Below are 16,413 nucleotides of genomic sequence, written 5' to 3' on the forward strand. Positions count from 1 at the left end.
GAAGAGACCCGAGGTGGCTGCCAAAAGCGGGGTCGAAGCTGATCGCCAGGCCTTCGTCGAATGACGCCAGCCGTTGGTAGACAATATAGCGCTGGATAATTATTGCGAATTATTCGCGATTGGGGAGGCCATCTGTTTCGATAGCGGCCGCGAGGGGGAATTATGTCGGCTGTTTTTCACGGGTCATCGCTGGCCATATTGGCTCTGCTGTCGGCCGCGCCCGCCGCTGCGCAGGAACCCACCGGCGACGCACCGGCGGCGATCCCCGTGCCGGTGAATGGCGCCGAACGCTATACGCCCGCCGACTTCACGCGCTTCGCACCGCGCACCGCGCTCGACATGGTCGAAAAGGTGCCGGGCTTCCTGATCGTCACCGGCACCAACGGCGGCGAGCGCGGGCTGGGCGCGGCGACCGAGAATGTGTTGATCGACGGCGAGCGCATCGCGAACAAATCGACCGATGCGCGCACCGCGCTGGCCCGCATCACCGCGGCCGAGGTCGCCTATATCGACATCGTCGACGGCGCGGGGCTGAACGTCCCGGGGCTGACCGGACAGGTCGCCAATGTCGTGCTCGTCGCGGGCGCGGGGAGCGGCGGGTTCAAGACGACGATCCGCTGGCAGCCCGAATGGCGCCCGCGGCTCGACAAGAACTGGCTGAACGGCGAGATTTCGACGACGGGCAAGCTCGGCGGCACGAATGTGACGCTCAGCCTGAAGAACGAAGCGCGGCGTCAGGGGCATTGGGGGCCCGAACAGCGGTTCGACGGCAATGGCGACCTGTTGTTCGTGCGCGACGAGTTCGGCCGCTACAACGCCGATCAGCCGCGCCTGTCGGCGGCGCTCGCGCGGACCACCGCGAACGGCAACAAATGGAATTTCAATCTGGGCGGTCAGCTGGTGGGCCTCGACGAGCGGGTCGACGGGACGTCGGTTCAGCCCGGCGCCGGCACGGTGCGCGAGGCGTTCCGCTTCACCGAAGACGAGCATAATTTCGACATCGGCGGCGATTACGAACTGGGGCTGGGCAAGGGGCGGCTGAAGCTGATCACGCTGTACCGGTTCGAGCATAGCCCGTTCGTCGACAGCTTTATCGTCGATCGCGAGATCGGCGGGCGGGCGGGCGAGCGGTTCAAGCAGACCGCCGACGAGGGCGAGTCGATCCTGCGCGGCGAATATAGCTGGCGCACCGGCGGCGGCACCGACTGGCAGGTCGCGCTGGAGGGTGCGTACAATATACTCGACGTCGATTCCGAATTTGCGGAGCTGCAACCCGACGGCAGCTTCCGGCCCGTCGTCTTCGGCGGCGAACGGACCAAGGTCGAGGAAAAGCGCGGCGAGGCTTCGCTGACGTGGGGGCGTTCGCTCGCGTCCAATTTGACCGCGCAGGTCAACCTTGGCGCCGAATATAGCGAGCTGACCTCGTCGGGGCCCGGAGGGCTGACGCGCCGCTTCATCCGGCCGAAGGGCAAGGTCGCGCTGGCGTGGAAGATTGCGCCCAAGACGACGATCAACTGGTTCGTGCAGCGCCGCGTCGACCAGCTCGACTTTTTCGATTTCGCGAGCTCGGTCGATGTGGCGAACGGGCAGGGCAATGGCGGCAACGGGCTGCTCGTGCCGCCGATCGTCAATCGCAGCGAGCTGGAATTCGTGCAGGACATGGGGGCGTGGGGCAATGCGTCGGTCGCCTTTGCTTATGCCTATGCCGAGGACCTCGTCGACCAGGTGCCGCTGTCGCCGACCACCGAAGGACGCGGCAATTTGCCGCCCGCGCACCTCTATCGCATCAGTTCGAAGGCGACCTTGCTGCTCGACCGGCTGGGGTGGAAGGGGGCGCGGATCAACAGCGACATCACCTGGCGTCGCAACCGCGTGCGCGACCCGCTCACCGACCTGTGGCGCGACCAGAGCGAGGGGCAGGAATATGTCGTCGATTTGAGCCTGCGGCATGACGTGCCGGGGACGAACCTCGCGTGGGGCGCGGGCTATTTCGACGAGCGCTACAGCCCGAATTTGCGGCTCGGCGCGATCGAGAAGGAATATACCGACGGGCCGTTCGTCACCGCGTTCGTCGAGCATAAGGATGTCGCGGGCTTCACGGTGAAGCTGTCGTACCGCAACCTCGCGAATATGAGGGACGGGTTCAACCGGACGGTGTTTGTCGACCGGCGCGACGGGCCGGTCGCGTTCAGCGAGCAGAGGCTGCGCAAGTTCGGGCGGTTTTTCCAGCTGACCGTGACGGGGACGCTTTAGCGTCCCCGCGGCGTACCCCGGCTTTCGCCGGGGTACGGGACCTTACCGCTCGCTGAGGTAGTAGCGCTCGCGCGCGGTCAGATCGTCGTTCAGCTCATAGACGATCGGCTGGCCGGTCGGGATTTCGAGGCCGGTGATGTCGGCATCCGAAATGCCCGAGAGATGCTTGACGAGCGCGCGCAGGCTGTTGCCGTGCGCCGAGATCAGCACCGTCTTGCCCGCAGCGAGTTCGGGGACGATCGCGGCTTCATAATAGGGAAGCACGCGTTCGATCGTGTCCTTCAGGCTTTCGGCCGAGGGGATGGCGATGCCGGCGTAGCGCGGGTCGGTCGAGAGGTCCCACGGCGAGCCCGCTTCGAGCGGCGGCGGCGGGATGTCGAAGCTGCGGCGCCAGATCTTGACCTGATCGTCGCCATGCTTCGCCGCGGTCTCGGCCTTGTCGAGCCCGGTGAGCCCGCCATAATGACGCTCGTTGAGGCGCCAGTCCTTGGTGACGGGGAGCCAGAGACGGCCCATCGCCTCAAGCGCCAGGTTCAGCGTCTTGATCGCGCGCGACTGGACCGAGGTGAAGCAGGTGTCGGGAGCGATGCCCTTCGCCTTCATCAGCTCGCCCGCGGCGATCGCTTCGGCGACGCCCTTTTCGGTGACATCGACATCCCACCAGCCGGTGAAGCGGTTTTCGAGATTCCACTGCGACTGGCCGTGACGGATGAGGATGAGCTGGGGCATTTCGGATCCTTCGGATGGAGAGAGACGCCGCCCTTTAGCGCGGGTTTTCGCCGAACGCCAACCGCCCTCTTGAAATGGTTTCGCTGGCTACCAGATTGACCCTATCCGGCCGCCGACACGGGGCCGGGTGGCGATCGCGGCACGCCGCCGCGGTCCCTGCCTTCGCTTTGTAAAAGGAAGAAAGATCCATGCGTAACAGTTTCGACTGGACCCCCTATCGCCGTTCGACCGTCGGTTTCGACCGCCTGTTCGATTTCCTCGAAACGGGTGGTTCGGGCGCCGAAAATTATCCGCCGTTCGACATCGAAAAACTCGCCGACGACCATTTCCGCATCACCGTCGCGGTCGCCGGCTTCAAGTCCGACGAAATCGACATCACCGCGCAGCAGAATATGCTGACCGTCAGCGGCCGCAAGGCGCCGGTGGCCGAAGGCGAGGCGCGCCAATTGCTCTATAGCGGCATCGCGACGCGCGCATTCGAGCGCCGCTTCCAGCTCGCCGATTTCGTGCGCGTTGAACAGGCCGACCTCGCCGACGGGCTGCTCGCGATCGACCTGGTGCGCGAAGTGCCCGAGGCGATGAAGCCGCACAAGATCGCGATCGGCGGCAGCACGCCGGCGATTGAGGAAAAGAAGGCCGCGTGACGCGACCTTCTCGGCTGAACGAATTTGCGGGGTCCGGAGTCCCTTCCGGGCCCCGTTTTCGTGACTAGAGTATGCGCGTCATGAAGCGGCTGAACGGGTCGGGTTTATAGTCGGCGAAAGGCTCGCACTCGGTGAAGCGGTAACGCTGGTAAAGCGCGATTGCCGGTTCGAAGGCGCCGCTCGATCCGGTTTCGAGGCTGAGGCGCTCGAGACCGCGGGTCCGCGCGACGTCGATGATATGGTCGAGCATATGCGCCGCGACACCCTGGCGCAGGAAGGGTTCGGCGGTGCGCATCGATTTGATCTCACCGTGTTTGGCGCCCAGCATCTTGAGCGCCCCGCAGCCCGCGAGCTCGTCGCCGCGGTGAATCGACCAGAAGGTCACGCCGTCGGCGCGCAGCCCGTCGAAATCGAGGAAATGGCAGCTTCCGGCCGGCGAGTTCGCGAGCATGCCCGCAAAATGTTGCTCGAGCAGCGCGCGGATGTCGGCGCCCGACAGATCATCCTCGACGATCCGCCAGGCGCCCGCATTGGACATCAGAGAAGCTGGTCCAGCGTCGCGAGGCACGCGTGTGCGAGCAGCTTCGAGCGCTCGGGCGACCAGCCTTGGGCGGGGTCGGGGAGGTCGCGATTGTCCTTGAACGGCATTTCGAGCGTCATCGACACCGCGCCAAAGCGTTCGGCGACCTGCGTCGTCGACATCGACAGATTCGCCTGCCCCGGCGCGGTTTCGGCATAGCCGAGGTCGACCTGAAAATCGGGGGTGTTCGCGGCAAGCGCGGTCTCGAACGCCTTATATTTTTCGGTCTGTTCGGCCTTGAGCGACGGAATGCCTTCGAAACCCGCGAGGAACACCGCGGGGATCGCTTCGTCGCCGTGGACGTCCATCGCCCAGTCGACACCGGTCGCGTCCATCGCGTTGCGGACGGCGAGCACTTCGGGGCTGCGGTCGGCGGTCGGATTGTCCCATTCGCGGTTGAGGTTCACGCCGGCGAAATTGGTGCGCAGATGCCCGCGGCACGAGCCGTCGGGATTCATGTTCGGGACGATGTGGAAACGGCATTTCTGCTTAAGCGACCGCGCGTGCGGATCGGCGGGATCGACGAGCTTTTCGAGCGCGCCTTCCATCCACCATTCGGCCATGCTTTCGCCCGGGTGCTGGCGCGCATAGAGCCAGACCTGTGTGTCGCCGGTGCCAAGTTCGAGGCAGTCGATCGGCTGGCCTTCGAGGCTGGTGCCGAGGCAGCGATAGGTGACGCCTTCGCATTCGGCGATTTGCGCGACGAGGTCGTGATGGCGCTCCATCGAATAGGGCGCGAAATAGGCGATATAGAGGATCGGGCTTTCGGCGGTGTGCTGGATCGTCAGCGTGCCGGCTTCATAAGCTGTATCGAGGCGGAACCAGGTTTCGCGATCGGTGCTGGCGCAGGCGGCATAGCCCGGCCAGCCATCGGGATAGGCCGAGTCGCCAAGCCCGGTGATCGCGAGGTCGAGCGCGTCGCCGACCGCGCACGACACGCGGAAATGGAACCACTGGAAAAAGTCCGATTCGCGGTCCTTGCGAATCGAAAGGCGCGCCGACGTGCCGTCGACATTTTCCACGACGATATTGCCGCTGTCGAAAGCGGCGTTGATGCTGATGGTCATTTGACGCTGATAGTGCGTCCCGATTCCCCGGGGAAGTCCCTGAATAGCGCGTCGGCCAATTTCGCCGCGGCGAGGCTGGGCTGGCTGGCGGGCGCCTTCACCGGGACCGCGGTGAACGCGCGGCCTTCCCACAAGGCCTGGCCGCTCGCGGCATCGTCGATGCGCACCGCGAGCTGGAGGTCGGCCATCCGCTTGGGACCGCCGCCGAGATTGAGGCCGATCCCGAGCCCGACGCCCGACCCATAGCTGCCCGTCGAACCGCCGACGCCGACCGAGACGGGCGATCGCCTGCCGACGCCTTCGCGGTTCATGCGTTCGAACCCGATGCGCACCTTCAAGGGCGCGCGGGCGCCGTCGGGCGCCGCAACGAGTCCCTGCCGTTGCAATTGCTGTTCGACCGCGGTGCGGTAGCTGTTCCATTCGAGCGAGGGCGCGTCGATCATCGCCCCGGCGTTGCCGAGCGGCGCGGCGTCGACCGTATAGCGCGTGCCCGGCGCCCAGCCTGCAGGCGCGCTGGCGTGGAAGCGCGTGACTTCGACCGGGGGAACCGCGGTGGCGCAGCCACCGAGAGCGAGCGCCGCTGCAGAGAGCAGGGCGACAGAAATGGGACGCGTCATCACCGCTTCATGCGCCAGCAAATATGGCTTGGCAATGAACGGTCTATCGCTTCGTCTTGCCGGGCTCGATCCGGCATCTATCGGCGATGGCGCAGCTGGACCCCGGATCAAGCCCGGGGTGACGAAGAGAGGGGCGCGGCTTCTCGCGGCGCCCGCCCGGTCAACGATAGAAGATGTGGTTGTCGATCTGCGCGATGCGCGTCTTGCGCCAGCCCGGCGAGACATAGCGCGCGTGAAAGAAGAGCGCGCCCGGGGCGTGGTTCTTCCAGCTGCCGTCGCGGGCGATCTGCGCGATCGCCACGGCGTTGCTCCACTGCGCCGCGTTGCGCACCGCGGGCATCCGGCCGCCGCGCACGAAGCTGAACTGGCTCTTCTGAAGGACGACACCGCACAGGCTCTTGGGGAAACGTCCCGACTGGGCGCGGTTGATCACGACATGCGCGACCGCGAGCTGGCCCGGAAGCGATTCGCCGCGCGATTCGAAATAGACCGCGCCGGCAAGGCAGCGCAGTTCGGGGTCGATGTCGGCGGGCTTCGGTGTCGCAGCGACGAGTTCGGCGAGCGAATCGGCGGTCGAGTCAGCGGTGACCGGCGCCGGCTTCGGCTCGGGTGCCGATTCATCTTCGGTTTTCTGGCTGTCTTCGACCGGAAGTTCGGCATCGGTCGACAGGTCCGCCTTCTCAGCCACGACCGGCGCGTCGGCGCCCGGCAGGATGATCGCGGGGATATTGGCGTCGGCCGCAAGATCGCTTGCAAAGCCCGGTTCCGCCAAAAGCAGCATGGAGGCGGCAGTCATGCCGACGGCAGCCATGCCGGCTACGTTCAGAATGCGACTCATATTGTCCGTCAAAAGTGCGGCCGATGAACCGAACCTCTCAAAACAGGCGGGGGACTATGGTCCTGTATCGCCGCCTGCGGTCATCGTCCGACTGCGTGTCCAAACCGTTTGCCGGGTGCTTGCAAAGCAGTGCAACCCGCGGAACGACCTACGCGTTATCGAATGGGCGGCACTTATTGTGCGCCGCAACAGAGTCAAGTTAACGCGGCCCACTCCGCGACGAGTTGTGGCGCATCCGCGATATCCAGTTCGATCAGCCACATATCGGGATCGGCCTTTCGCCGCCGGTCCTGATATATCGCGCGCGATTCACTATCTTTTGCGTCGGCCGGGCCGACCGCCTCCCAGATATAGTTGCCGCCTACTGAAAAGCGTCGTTCGAGCAGCGGTCCGGGTTCACCGCGATCGCTGCATTGGACGAGAATGATTCCGGAGGTTTCGTCGCCTTTGATAACCACGGTCGCAAAGCCGCCGGCCGCTTCGGTGCGGCGAAGCAGCAGGTCGACGAGAAAACGGCTTTTGAGCCGCGTCACGGGATGGCTCGCAGCGCGGCGCTACGCCGCGTCACGCGCTTCGGTGTCGGCGAGCATCGCATAAAGCGCTTCGTCACTCTTCGCGCCGCGCAGCCGTTCGGCGATCGCATCGTTGCGGAGCATCCGCGACACGCCGGCGAGCGCCTTCAGATGATCGGCGCCGGCATCGAGCGGCGACAGCAGGATGAAGAGCAGGTCGACCGGCAGGCCATCGACCGCGGTAAAGTCGATCGGCCGCGCCAGCTGCAGGAACAGGCCGCGCACGCCGCCGAGATCGGCCATCTTGGCATGCGGAAGTGCGATCCCGCGCCCGAACCCGGTCGAGCCGAGGCGTTCGCGTTCGAGCAGCGCCTCGCTGACTTCGCCCGCATCGAGGCCGAGCGAACGTGCCGCGAGATCACCCACAAAGGGGAAGAGCGCCTTTTTCGAATCGAGCTGCACATGCGCGCGCACGGTCGCCGGATAGAGAAGGGAAGAAAGATTCATTGTCTGGTCAAATCTTGTTAAACGCCGGCCACCGCCAGAAACCATGCTGGCAAGCGATCGCGGATCTGTCGTGGCAGGCCCCCCGCCAACCCGGCTTCGGGCATCGTTGGGCGCGGCCCTTAAGCCGGATGGCGGAGAAAATCCAGTCCTATCGTGGTTCGACCCAGCCAATCGTCCCGTCGTCGCGGCGATAGACCATATTATGCGTGCCGGTCCTGCTGTTAACGAAGAGCAGCGCGTTGGTGTTCCTGAGGTCGAGCATCATCACCGCGTCGGACACGCTGCTGCTCGGAATATCGACGCGCGTTTCGGCGATGATCGCGGGCGCGTCGCCCGCATCCTCATCGCTACCGCCGTCGAAGACGGTGTAGCCCGCGTTGTCCTCGATCTCGTCGACCGTCGGCGAAGGTGCGGCCACGCCGTTGTTATGATCCTTCAATCGCCGCATATAGCGCCGAAGCTGTTTTTCGATGCGTTCGGCGGCGCCTTCGAATGCCACATGCGCATCCTGCGCCTGGCCGTGCCCCTTCAGCACCAGCCCCTGCATCACATGCGCGACGATGTCGCACTGGAAACTGTCGTGCGGCCCCTTCCCGAAGGTCGCGTGCGCCCCGATTGCGCGCGAGAAATATTTGTCGGCAATCGCGTTCATCCGGTCCGACACATGCGCCTGAAGCGCTTCGCCGGTTTCGATCTGGTGGCCAGAGACGCGGATTTCCATTTTTCTTCTCCTTCTTGGCCGGTGCGATGATTTAGGGAAAGGTCATCACACCGTATCGAGCCACAGCGGCTGGTTCAGCCCTGCGACAAATTCGGCGTGGCGCGCGAGTTCGGCGGCCGACGCCATATGGGGACGGGGTTCGCGAAAGGGACGGTCGGTACCGCGCGATGCCGCGGGCGCGGGGGCAGTCGCGACGGTGATACTCGCGCTCGACGCGGCGAGTCCGAGGCCGATCTGCCGGCCGCCGGTCATTTCGATATAGAGATGCGCGAGCAGTTCGGCGTCGAGCAGCGCGCCATGCTTGACGCGGTGGCTGCGGTCGATGCCGTAGCGCGTGCAGAGCGCGTCGAGGCTGTGTTTCGCGCCGGGGTGGAGCTTGCGCGCCATCTGAACGGTGCAGCACATGCGCGTCATGTCGAGCGCGGGGCGGCCGGCGCGTGCGAGTTCGGCGTTGACGAAACCGAAGTCGAAGGCGGCGTTGTGCGCGACGAGCGGCGCGTCGCCCAGAAATTCGATCAGCTCGTCGACGCGAGTCGCGAAGAGCGGCTTGTCCGACAGGAACTGGATCGACAGGCCGTGGACCGCTTCGGCAGCGGCGGGCATGTCGCGTTCGGGATTGAAATAGGCGTGAAAGGTGACGCCGGTTTCGCGGCGGTCGACCAGCTCGACACACCCGATTTCGACCAGCCTGTCCCCGCTCCTGGGATCGAAACCCGTGGTTTCGGTATCGAAAATAATCTCGCGCATCGAGGCTTTAATCTGGACCCTATCGGGCGTGGAAACAAGAGGCGATGAATCTTATCTGGCGGTGCGTCTCGCTTTTCGGGCGACCCGTTTCGATGATGAAATCGGCGCGCGCGCGCTTGACGCGGTCGGGAACCTGCAGCCGGCGGATCGCCTTGAGCTTCGCCGCGGTCATGCCCGGGCGGCGCATTACGCGCCTCCGCTGCATCCATGCCGGCGCCGAGACGACGGCGATCGCCCCGACCTTTCGCCAGCCGCCCTTTTCGAAAAGGAGCGGGATGTCGAGCACCACGACGTCGCGCGCGCGGTGGCGCGCAAGGAAATTTTTCTGCGCTTTGCCGACGGCGGGGTGGACGATCGCTTCGAGCGCGGCGAGTTCGTGGGTGTTGCCGAGCACCAGCGCGCCGAGTTTCTGGCGGTCGACGCCGTTCGGGCCGGTGGTGCCGGGAAAACGCGCCTCGATCGCGGCGACCAATGCGCCGCCGGGGCCTTGCAGCCGGTGGACCTCGGCGTCGGCGTCGAACACGGGCACGCCTTCGCGTTCGAACATCATCGCCGCGGTCGATTTGCCCATCCCGATCGACCCGGTGAGGCCGAGGATGAAGGGACGGCGGAGCCGCGAGCCGAGGCGCTTGTTATGCGTCATGCGGTCAGCAGCGCGCGCAGCTCCTCGTCGCGGCCTTCGGGGGGCGAGGCGCCGAAGAAAAGCTCGAAGGCGAGCGCGGCCTGGCCGATCAGCATGTCGAGCCCGTCGACGGTATCGAGCCCGCGCGCTTCGGCGGCCTTGAGGAGGCCCGTCTGGAGCGGCGAATAGACGAGATCATAGACGATCGCATCTTCGGGGAGCGGCGACAGGTCGAGATCGAGCGGCGGCTGGCCCTTCATGCCGAGGCTGCTCGAATTGACGAGCAGCGACACCGGCGGCAGCTGCGCGTCGAGCGCGACGACATCGCCCTTGAGGCCGAAGGTCGCGAGCAGGCCCATCGCCTTCAATGGGCTGCGGTTGAGGATCGTGACGGGGCCGACTTGGGCGCGGGCGAGCGCAAAGAGCACCGCGCGTGCCGCGCCACCAGCACCGACGACCGCGACCGGCGCGCCCTCGAGGTCGAGTTCGGCGAGCGGCGAATAAAAGCCCGCCGCATCGGTGTTGGTGCCGATCAGCGACCCGTCCTTTTGGCGGACGATCGTGTTCATCGCGCCGATCGTGCCGCGGATATCGCCGGGATCGTCGACGAGATCCATCACCGCCGCCTTGTGCGGCATGGTGACATTGCAACCGCGCCAGTCGGGATCGGTGCGGCGTTCGGCGATGTAAGCGGCGAGACCTTCGGGCTTCACATGCGCGCGGCGGTAGTCGCCTTCGAGGCCAAGCGCTTCGAGCCAGAAGCCGTGGATCAGCGGCGACTTCGACTGGGCGATCGGATCGCCGATCACCTCAGCATAAGGGGGGGCATAGGGCGTGCTCATTGCGGTGCCAGCCCGGTGGTGCGCAGCCACGCCAGCAACGGAAGCATCGGCATGCCGATGATCGTCCAGGGATCGCCCTCGACCTTTTCGAACAATTGCACGCCCGCTCCTTCGATTTCGTAACAGCCGACGGTCCAGCGGATGCTGTCCCATTCGCGCGCGACATAGTCGGCGATGAAGGCGCCCGACAAGGGGCGCATCCACAGCTTCGCCTCGCCGATCGCGCGCCACACGGGGGCGCCGTCGCGCGCGGCGACCGCGGCGCTGAACAAGCGGTGGCGCGTGCCCGCCATGCGGCGGAGATGATCGGCCGCCTCTTCGGGGCTTTCGGGCTTCGAAAGCATCGATCCGTCGTCGAGCGCGAGGGTGGAGTCGGCACCGAGCACCGTCACGCCGGGAAGCCGCGACGAGATTTTGATCGCCTTCGCCTCGGCAAGCGCGTCGGCGATGTTGCGCGGGGTCTGCCCGGCGGCGAGCAGCGAGGCGGTGAGCGCCTCTTCGTCGACATGCGCCGCGCTCGTCTCGAAATCGAGCCCGGCGGCGCGGAGCATCGCGGCGCGGCCGCTGCTTTGCGAGGCGAGGAGCAGGGTCATGCGGCGCTGCGGTCTTCGACGAGCTTGATCACCGCGGCGGCGGTTTCCTCGATCGAGCGGCGCGTGACGTCGATCACCGGCCAGCCATTGTCGGCGAACATCCGCCGCGCATAGGCGAGCTCGGCCTTCACCCGCTCGTCGTCAACATAGCTCGTCTCGGGCGCCTGGTTCAAAGACAGGAGGCGGTTGCGGCGGACCTGCACGAGCCGGTCGAGCCCGGTCGTCAGCCCCACGATCATCGGACGCTTCAGCGTGTACAGCGCGCTCGGCGGCGGCGATTCGGGGACGATCGGGATATTCGCGGTCTTGAAGCCGCGGTTCGCGAGATAGATGCTCGTCGGGGTTTTCGAGGTGCGCGACACGCCGGCAAGCACGATGTCGGCCTGCTCCCAATTTTCCCAGCCAATGCCGTCGTCATGCGCGACGGTAAATTGAATGGCCTCGACGCGCGCGAAATAGGCGGCATCGAGCGCATGCTGGCGGCCGGGACGCGCCTTCGCTTCCTGCCCGAGCATCCGCGACAGCGCGTCGGTCACGGCGTCGAGCGCCGCAACCGTCGGCAGGTTGAGCGCTGTCGCGCGGCGTTCGAGGCTGACGCGCAGCTCGCCATTCACCAGCGTGAAGAGGATCATGCCGGGGCTTGCCTGCACTTCGGCCATGATCCGGTCGAGATGCGATTCCGATCGCACCATCGGCCAGAAATGGCGCACGACCTCGACATCGTCGAACTGCGCGATCGCCGCCTTGGCGATATTTTCGAGTGTCTCGCCCGTGGAGTCGGATATGAGATGTAAGTGGAGCCGGCCCATCGCGGCACCATGGCGGGAAACTGCCGAAAAAGGCAATCCCGGATCAAGTCCGGGATGACGAATAGAGCCCTGTGGATAATTTTTGGAGAAGCGCGGGGAGCAAATCGGGACGATCGATTCATCCCCGACCGTGTCGATTCCGCTCCATCGCTTATCCACAAGGGACGAATCTTATCCACAGGCTGTGAATAGCGGGATAAGCGAGGTCGACTCTGCGGCGGGCGGCGGCGGCTGTGGAGTCAAGCTGTTGGCAAAAAGGACGCCCCGGCCTAAAGCCGCGCTTGTCCGCCGACCAACAAACCACCACAATTTCATTTAAGATTATATTGAGAAGAGAAAGAGGGCTCGCGTGAAGGCGTCACCGAAGAAGCTTCTGGCAACGCTGCGCGGGGCGCGTCAGGAGCGCCCGCCGCTCTGGCTGATGCGCCAGGCCGGGCGCTATCTGCCCGAATATCGTGCCTTGCGCGAAACCAAGGGCGGCTTCCTCGAGCTTTGCTACGATCCCGAGGCAGCCGCCGAAGTGACGTTGCAGCCGATCCGGCGCTTCGGTTTCGACGGGTCGATCCTCTTTTCGGACATTCTCGTGATCCCGCACGCGCTCGGCCAGCATTTGTGGTTCGAGGCGGGTGAGGGACCGCGGCTCGCCCCGCCGCTCGTCGATAGCGCCCTGGCGTCACTCGAAGCGGCGCACCAGCGGCTCGATCCGGTTTATGCGACGGTGACGCGCGTCGCGGCCTCGCTCCCGTCTGAAACGACCTTCCTCGGCTTTGCAGGGAGCCCGTGGACGGTCGCAACCTATATGGTGGCGGGGCAGGGGTCGAAGGATCAGGCTACCGCCCGGCGGCTCGCGTTCGGCGATCCAGCGGCGTTCCAGGCGATTATCGACGCGATCGTCGAGCTGACGGTCACCTATCTGTCGGGTCAGATCGAAAATGGCGTCGACGCAGTGCAGTTGTTCGACAGCTGGGCGGGAAGCCTGTCGCCGGCGCAATATGAGCAATGGGTGATCGCGCCTAACGCCGAGATCGTGCGCCGATTGAGGGCGCTGCATCCGGACACGCCGATCATCGGCTTTCCAAAGGGTGCGGGCGGCAAGCTCCGCGCCTATGCCGACGAGACCGGGGTCGACGCGATCGGGCTCGACGAAACGGTCGATCCGCTGTGGGCCGACGCCATCCTGCCGGCGCATCTTCCCGTGCAGGGCAATCTCGATCCGCTCGCGCTTGTCGCCGGCGGCGAAGCGCTCGATACCGCGATCGATCGAATCCTTGCGGCCTTCCCGTCGCGTCCCCATATCTTCAACCTCGGCCATGGCATCGTGCCCGACACGCCGATCGCGCATGTCGAGCATCTGATCAGGCGCGTTCGCGGCGGATAATCTATGGAACTGGCTGGTTTTTTGGGGGCGACGATGCTTTGGATCAAAGCCGCGCATATCATTTTCGTGATTTTCCTGATGGCCGGCTTGTTCATGATGCCGCGCTTTTTCGTCTATCACCATCAATGTCCGGTCGGATCCGACGAGGACAAGAAATGGATCGAGCGCGAAGACCGGCTGCGGCGGATCATCTTGAATCCCGCGCTGATCATCGTCTGGATCTTCGGGCTGATGCTCGCCTTCAACGGCGATTATTGGCACGAGGGATGGTTTATCGCCAAATTCCTGCTCGTGATCGCGCTGTCGGGCTATCATGGCTGGATGATCGGCTATGCGAAGAAACTCGCGCGCGGCGAGCGTCCGCTCTCCGAAAAGCGGCTGCGGATGCTCAACGAAGTTCCCGGGGTCGCCGCGGCGATCATCGTTATCCTCGTCGTGGTGCGTCCCTGAATCCCTATCCTTCGGGCGCTGCCCGATTGACTTGACCCCGGCCCGGTTATAGGGGCCGATCAACCCCGCTCCGCGCGGGCGGCGCTTCCTTGCGCCGAAGCTATCTTGAACGGTCGTCCCACGGCCGGATAGGCACCCCAGGGTGCATCGAAATCGACTGTTATTCTCTCCTGAAAATCTACCTGGAATCCATCCATGCATCTTAAAGAACTTAAAACCAAAGCCCCCGCCCAGCTCGTCGAAATGGCTGAAGAGCTGGGGGTCGAGGGCGCATCGACGCTGCGCAAGCAGGACCTGATGTTCTCGATCCTGAAAGAACTCGCCGAAGAGGGCGAGGAAATCATCGGGTCGGGCACGATCGAGGTCCTCCCGGACTCGTTCGGTTTCCTGCGTTCGTCCGAAGCCAATTATCTCGCCGGTCCCGACGACATCTATGTCTCGCCGAACCAGGTCCGCAAATATGGCCTGCGCACCGGCGACACCGTCGAAGGCGAAATCCGCGCCCCGCGCGACGGCGAGCGTTATTTCGCGCTCACCAAGCTGATCAGCGTCAATTTCGACGACCCCGATGTCGTGCGCCACCGCGTCAATTTCGATAACTTGACGCCGCTCTATCCGAACCAGAAGCTGTCGCTCGACACCGTCGATCCGACCGTCAAGGACAAGTCGGCGCGCGTGATCGACCTCGTCAGCCCGCAGGGCAAGGGCCAGCGCGCGCTGATCGTCGCGCCGCCGCGTACCGGCAAGACGGTGCTGCTGCAGAATATCGCCAAGGCGATCACCGACAACCATCCCGAGGTTTACCTGATCGTCCTCCTCGTCGACGAGCGTCCCGAGGAAGTCACCGACATGCAGCGCAGCGTGAAGGGCGAAGTCGTCTCGTCGACCTTCGACGAACCCGCGACACGCCACGTCCAGGTTGCCGAAATGGTGATCGAAAAGGCCAAGCGCCTCGTCGAGCACAAGAAGGATGTCGTCATCCTGCTCGACTCGATCACGCGCCTCGGCCGCGCCTACAACACCGTCGTTCCGAGCTCGGGCAAGGTGCTGACCGGCGGTGTCGACGCCAACGCGCTCCAGCGCCCCAAGCGCTTCTTCGGCGCCGCGCGTAACATCGAGGAAGGCGGTTCGCTCTCGATCATCGCGACCGCGCTGATCGATACCGGCAGCCGCATGGACGAAGTGATCTTCGAAGAATTCAAGGGCACGGGTAACTCGGAAATCGTGCTCGACCGCAAGGTCGCCGACAAGCGCATCTTCCCGTCGCTCGACGTCGGCAAGTCGGGCACGCGCAAGGAAGAATTGCTCGTCGAGAAGGACAAGCTCAGCAAGATGTGGGTGCTGCGCCGCATCCTCATGCAGATGGGCACGATCGACGCGATGGAATTCCTGCTCGACAAGATCAAGGATTCGAAGACCAACGAGGATTTCTTCGACAGCATGAACCAGTAAGCCGCCGCGATGGCCGTGATCGAACACGCCTTGTTGCACGTCCGGGCGGGCAGCGAAGCCGATTTCGAGGCGGCCGTCGCCGAAGCGCGTCCGCTGATCACCGCATCGCCGGGCTTTATTTCGCTCGAAATTTGCCGCCCGACAGCAACCGGACAGGCTTATCTGCTTTTAGTGAAGTGGAGGTCGGTCGAGGATCATCGGGATGGCTTCCGGCAATCGGACCGCTACCAGCAGTGGCGGGCATTGCTGCATCATTTTTATGACCCTATGCCAGAGGTCAGCTATTTCGGAGAGCCGCTGTGATTTTGGAATTTTTGACCCAGGCCGGCGCGCACGCCGCCGGATTTGGCGGACCCGCCGAGATGTGGGGCGCGATCGTCAACGATTTTTCGAACATCACCGAGCCCGCGGCCTTTGCCGCCTTCCTGCAGGTGCTGATGATCGACCTCGTCCTCGCGGGCGACAATGCGATTGTCGTCGGCGCGCTCGCCGCGGGTCTTCCCGCTGAGCAACGCAAGAAGGTCATCCTGATCGGCGTGATCGCGGCATTGGTGCTGCGCATCGCCTTCGCGCTCGTCGTCACCCAGCTGATGCAGATCGTCGGGCTGATTTTCGTCGGCGGGCTGCTGCTCGTGTGGGTCGCGTGGAAAATGTGGCGCGAGCTGCGTCACGCCGGCCAGTCGCACGGTTCGCCCGAGATTGCGGGCGACGAGCATTCGGGCCTGAAGCCCGCCAAGAGCTTTGCCGGCGCCGCCTGGGCGGTGGCCGTCGCCGACGTCAGCATGAGCCTCGACAATGTGCTTGCGGTCGCAGGTGCGGCGCGCGAGCATCCGGGCATCCTCATCGTCGGGCTGATCTTTGCCGTCGCCCTGATGGGCCTCGCGGCGAACATCATCGCCAAATATATCGAGCGCTACCGCTGGATCGCCTACGTCGGCCTTGCCGTGATCGTCTATGTCGCAGTCAAGATGATCTACGAAGGCTGGGTCGACCCGGGTGTCGGGGTCGGCACCTTGTTTGGCTAAAAAGGAAAAGCCAGCCCTTCGCGGGGC

General features: G+C 64.7%; 20 protein-coding genes. 7 read left to right on the forward strand and 13 right to left on the reverse strand.

Annotated features, from left to right (window positions below):
• Window positions 1-162 precede the first annotated feature (162 nt).
• Complete coding sequence (locus tag ACTJI5_RS06785) at window positions 163-2,253, forward strand: TonB-dependent receptor plug domain-containing protein (protein ID WP_440859774.1); 2,091 nt, start codon at window positions 163-165, stop codon at window positions 2,251-2,253.
• A 42-nt stretch (window positions 2,254-2,295) separates the two neighbouring features.
• Here ACTJI5_RS06785 and gpmA read toward each other — a convergent pair whose 3' ends face one another.
• Window positions 2,296-2,982: a 2,3-diphosphoglycerate-dependent phosphoglycerate mutase gene (gene gpmA / locus ACTJI5_RS06790; RefSeq protein ID WP_058539263.1), complete on the reverse strand. Its 687-nt coding sequence runs from the start codon at window positions 2,980-2,982 to the stop codon at window positions 2,296-2,298.
• A gap of 188 nt (window positions 2,983-3,170) precedes the next feature.
• On the opposite strand from gpmA, the gene ACTJI5_RS06795 reads away from it, so the two are divergent.
• On the forward strand, window positions 3,171-3,626 hold the full coding sequence (locus ACTJI5_RS06795) for an Hsp20 family protein (RefSeq protein ID WP_058539264.1): 456 nt from the start codon (window positions 3,171-3,173) through the stop codon (window positions 3,624-3,626).
• 64 nt (window positions 3,627-3,690) lie between these two features.
• Here ACTJI5_RS06795 and ACTJI5_RS06800 read toward each other — a convergent pair whose 3' ends face one another.
• The 12 genes from ACTJI5_RS06800 to ACTJI5_RS06855 all read right to left on the reverse strand — a co-directional run bounded on the left by ACTJI5_RS06800 (window position 3,691) and on the right by ACTJI5_RS06855 (window position 12,081).
• Window positions 3,691-4,164 (reverse strand): GNAT family N-acetyltransferase, encoded by a 474-nt coding sequence (locus ACTJI5_RS06800; RefSeq protein ID WP_440859775.1) that lies wholly within the window; start codon window positions 4,162-4,164, stop codon window positions 3,691-3,693.
• The gene (locus tag ACTJI5_RS06805; RefSeq protein WP_440859776.1) at window positions 4,164-5,273 is read right to left on the reverse strand and encodes a M14 family metallopeptidase; all 1,110 of its coding nucleotides are present in this window, start codon (window positions 5,271-5,273) and stop codon (window positions 4,164-4,166) included. Before ACTJI5_RS06805 ends, ACTJI5_RS06800 begins: the two co-directional genes overlap by 1 nt.
• Complete coding sequence (locus ACTJI5_RS06810; protein WP_310249979.1) at window positions 5,270-5,890, reverse strand: DUF4136 domain-containing protein; 621 nt, start codon at window positions 5,888-5,890, stop codon at window positions 5,270-5,272. Before ACTJI5_RS06810 ends, ACTJI5_RS06805 begins: the two co-directional genes overlap by 4 nt.
• A 160-nt stretch (window positions 5,891-6,050) precedes the next feature.
• Window positions 6,051-6,728 carry a cell wall hydrolase gene (locus tag ACTJI5_RS06815; RefSeq protein ID WP_440859777.1) on the reverse strand — a complete coding sequence of 226 codons (678 nt, stop codon included), beginning with the start codon at window positions 6,726-6,728 and terminating at the stop codon, window positions 6,051-6,053.
• A 194-nt stretch (window positions 6,729-6,922) separates the two neighbouring features.
• Window positions 6,923-7,261, reverse strand: coding sequence for a DUF1491 family protein (locus ACTJI5_RS06820; RefSeq protein ID WP_310249976.1), 339 nt, complete (start codon window positions 7,259-7,261; stop codon window positions 6,923-6,925).
• Between the two features lie 21 nt (window positions 7,262-7,282).
• Window positions 7,283-7,747: a PTS sugar transporter subunit IIA gene (locus tag ACTJI5_RS06825; protein WP_037514302.1), complete on the reverse strand. Its 465-nt coding sequence runs from the start codon at window positions 7,745-7,747 to the stop codon at window positions 7,283-7,285.
• 148 nt (window positions 7,748-7,895) lie between these two features.
• A complete protein-coding gene (gene hpf, locus ACTJI5_RS06830; protein WP_440859778.1) occupies window positions 7,896-8,468 on the reverse strand; it encodes a ribosome hibernation-promoting factor, HPF/YfiA family in 573 nt (190 codons plus the stop codon).
• Between the two features lie 45 nt (window positions 8,469-8,513).
• Window positions 8,514-9,215 (reverse strand): DNA polymerase III subunit epsilon, encoded by a 702-nt coding sequence (gene dnaQ, locus ACTJI5_RS06835; RefSeq protein WP_440859779.1) that lies wholly within the window; start codon window positions 9,213-9,215, stop codon window positions 8,514-8,516.
• Between the two features lie 19 nt (window positions 9,216-9,234).
• Complete coding sequence (coaE, locus tag ACTJI5_RS06840) at window positions 9,235-9,858, reverse strand: dephospho-CoA kinase (RefSeq protein ID WP_439512719.1); 624 nt, start codon at window positions 9,856-9,858, stop codon at window positions 9,235-9,237.
• Entirely contained in the window at window positions 9,855-10,679 is an 825-nt protein-coding gene (aroE, locus tag ACTJI5_RS06845) for a shikimate dehydrogenase (RefSeq protein ID WP_440859780.1), read from the reverse strand. The genes coaE and aroE overlap by 4 nt, the downstream gene beginning before the upstream one ends.
• Entirely contained in the window at window positions 10,676-11,272 is a 597-nt protein-coding gene (locus ACTJI5_RS06850) for a Maf family protein (RefSeq protein ID WP_440859781.1), read from the reverse strand. Before ACTJI5_RS06850 ends, aroE begins: the two co-directional genes overlap by 4 nt.
• Window positions 11,269-12,081, reverse strand: a complete 813-nt coding sequence (locus ACTJI5_RS06855) for a pyruvate, water dikinase regulatory protein (protein ID WP_440859782.1) — start codon at window positions 12,079-12,081, stop codon at window positions 11,269-11,271. Before ACTJI5_RS06855 ends, ACTJI5_RS06850 begins: the two co-directional genes overlap by 4 nt.
• 349 nt (window positions 12,082-12,430) lie before the next feature.
• On the opposite strand from ACTJI5_RS06855, the gene hemE reads away from it, so the two are divergent.
• From hemE to ACTJI5_RS06880, 5 genes are all read left to right on the forward strand, one after another.
• On the forward strand, window positions 12,431-13,459 hold the full coding sequence (hemE, locus tag ACTJI5_RS06860; protein WP_082639746.1) for a uroporphyrinogen decarboxylase: 1,029 nt from the start codon (window positions 12,431-12,433) through the stop codon (window positions 13,457-13,459).
• 33 nt (window positions 13,460-13,492) lie between these two features.
• Entirely contained in the window at window positions 13,493-13,909 is a 417-nt protein-coding gene (locus ACTJI5_RS06865; RefSeq protein WP_405053411.1) for a CopD family protein, read from the forward strand.
• A 195-nt stretch (window positions 13,910-14,104) separates the two neighbouring features.
• Entirely contained in the window at window positions 14,105-15,361 is a 1,257-nt protein-coding gene (rho, locus tag ACTJI5_RS06870; RefSeq protein WP_058539276.1) for a transcription termination factor Rho, read from the forward strand.
• Between the two features lie 9 nt (window positions 15,362-15,370).
• Window positions 15,371-15,664, forward strand: coding sequence for an antibiotic biosynthesis monooxygenase family protein (locus ACTJI5_RS06875; RefSeq protein WP_440859783.1), 294 nt, complete (start codon window positions 15,371-15,373; stop codon window positions 15,662-15,664).
• Between the two features lie 59 nt (window positions 15,665-15,723).
• The gene (locus ACTJI5_RS06880; protein WP_156419827.1) at window positions 15,724-16,386 is read left to right on the forward strand and encodes a TerC family protein; all 663 of its coding nucleotides are present in this window, start codon (window positions 15,724-15,726) and stop codon (window positions 16,384-16,386) included.
• Window positions 16,387-16,413 lie beyond the last annotated feature (27 nt).

Source organism: Sphingopyxis sp. 22461 (assembly GCF_052044915.1).
Classification (GTDB): Bacteria; Pseudomonadota; Alphaproteobacteria; order Sphingomonadales; family Sphingomonadaceae; genus Sphingopyxis.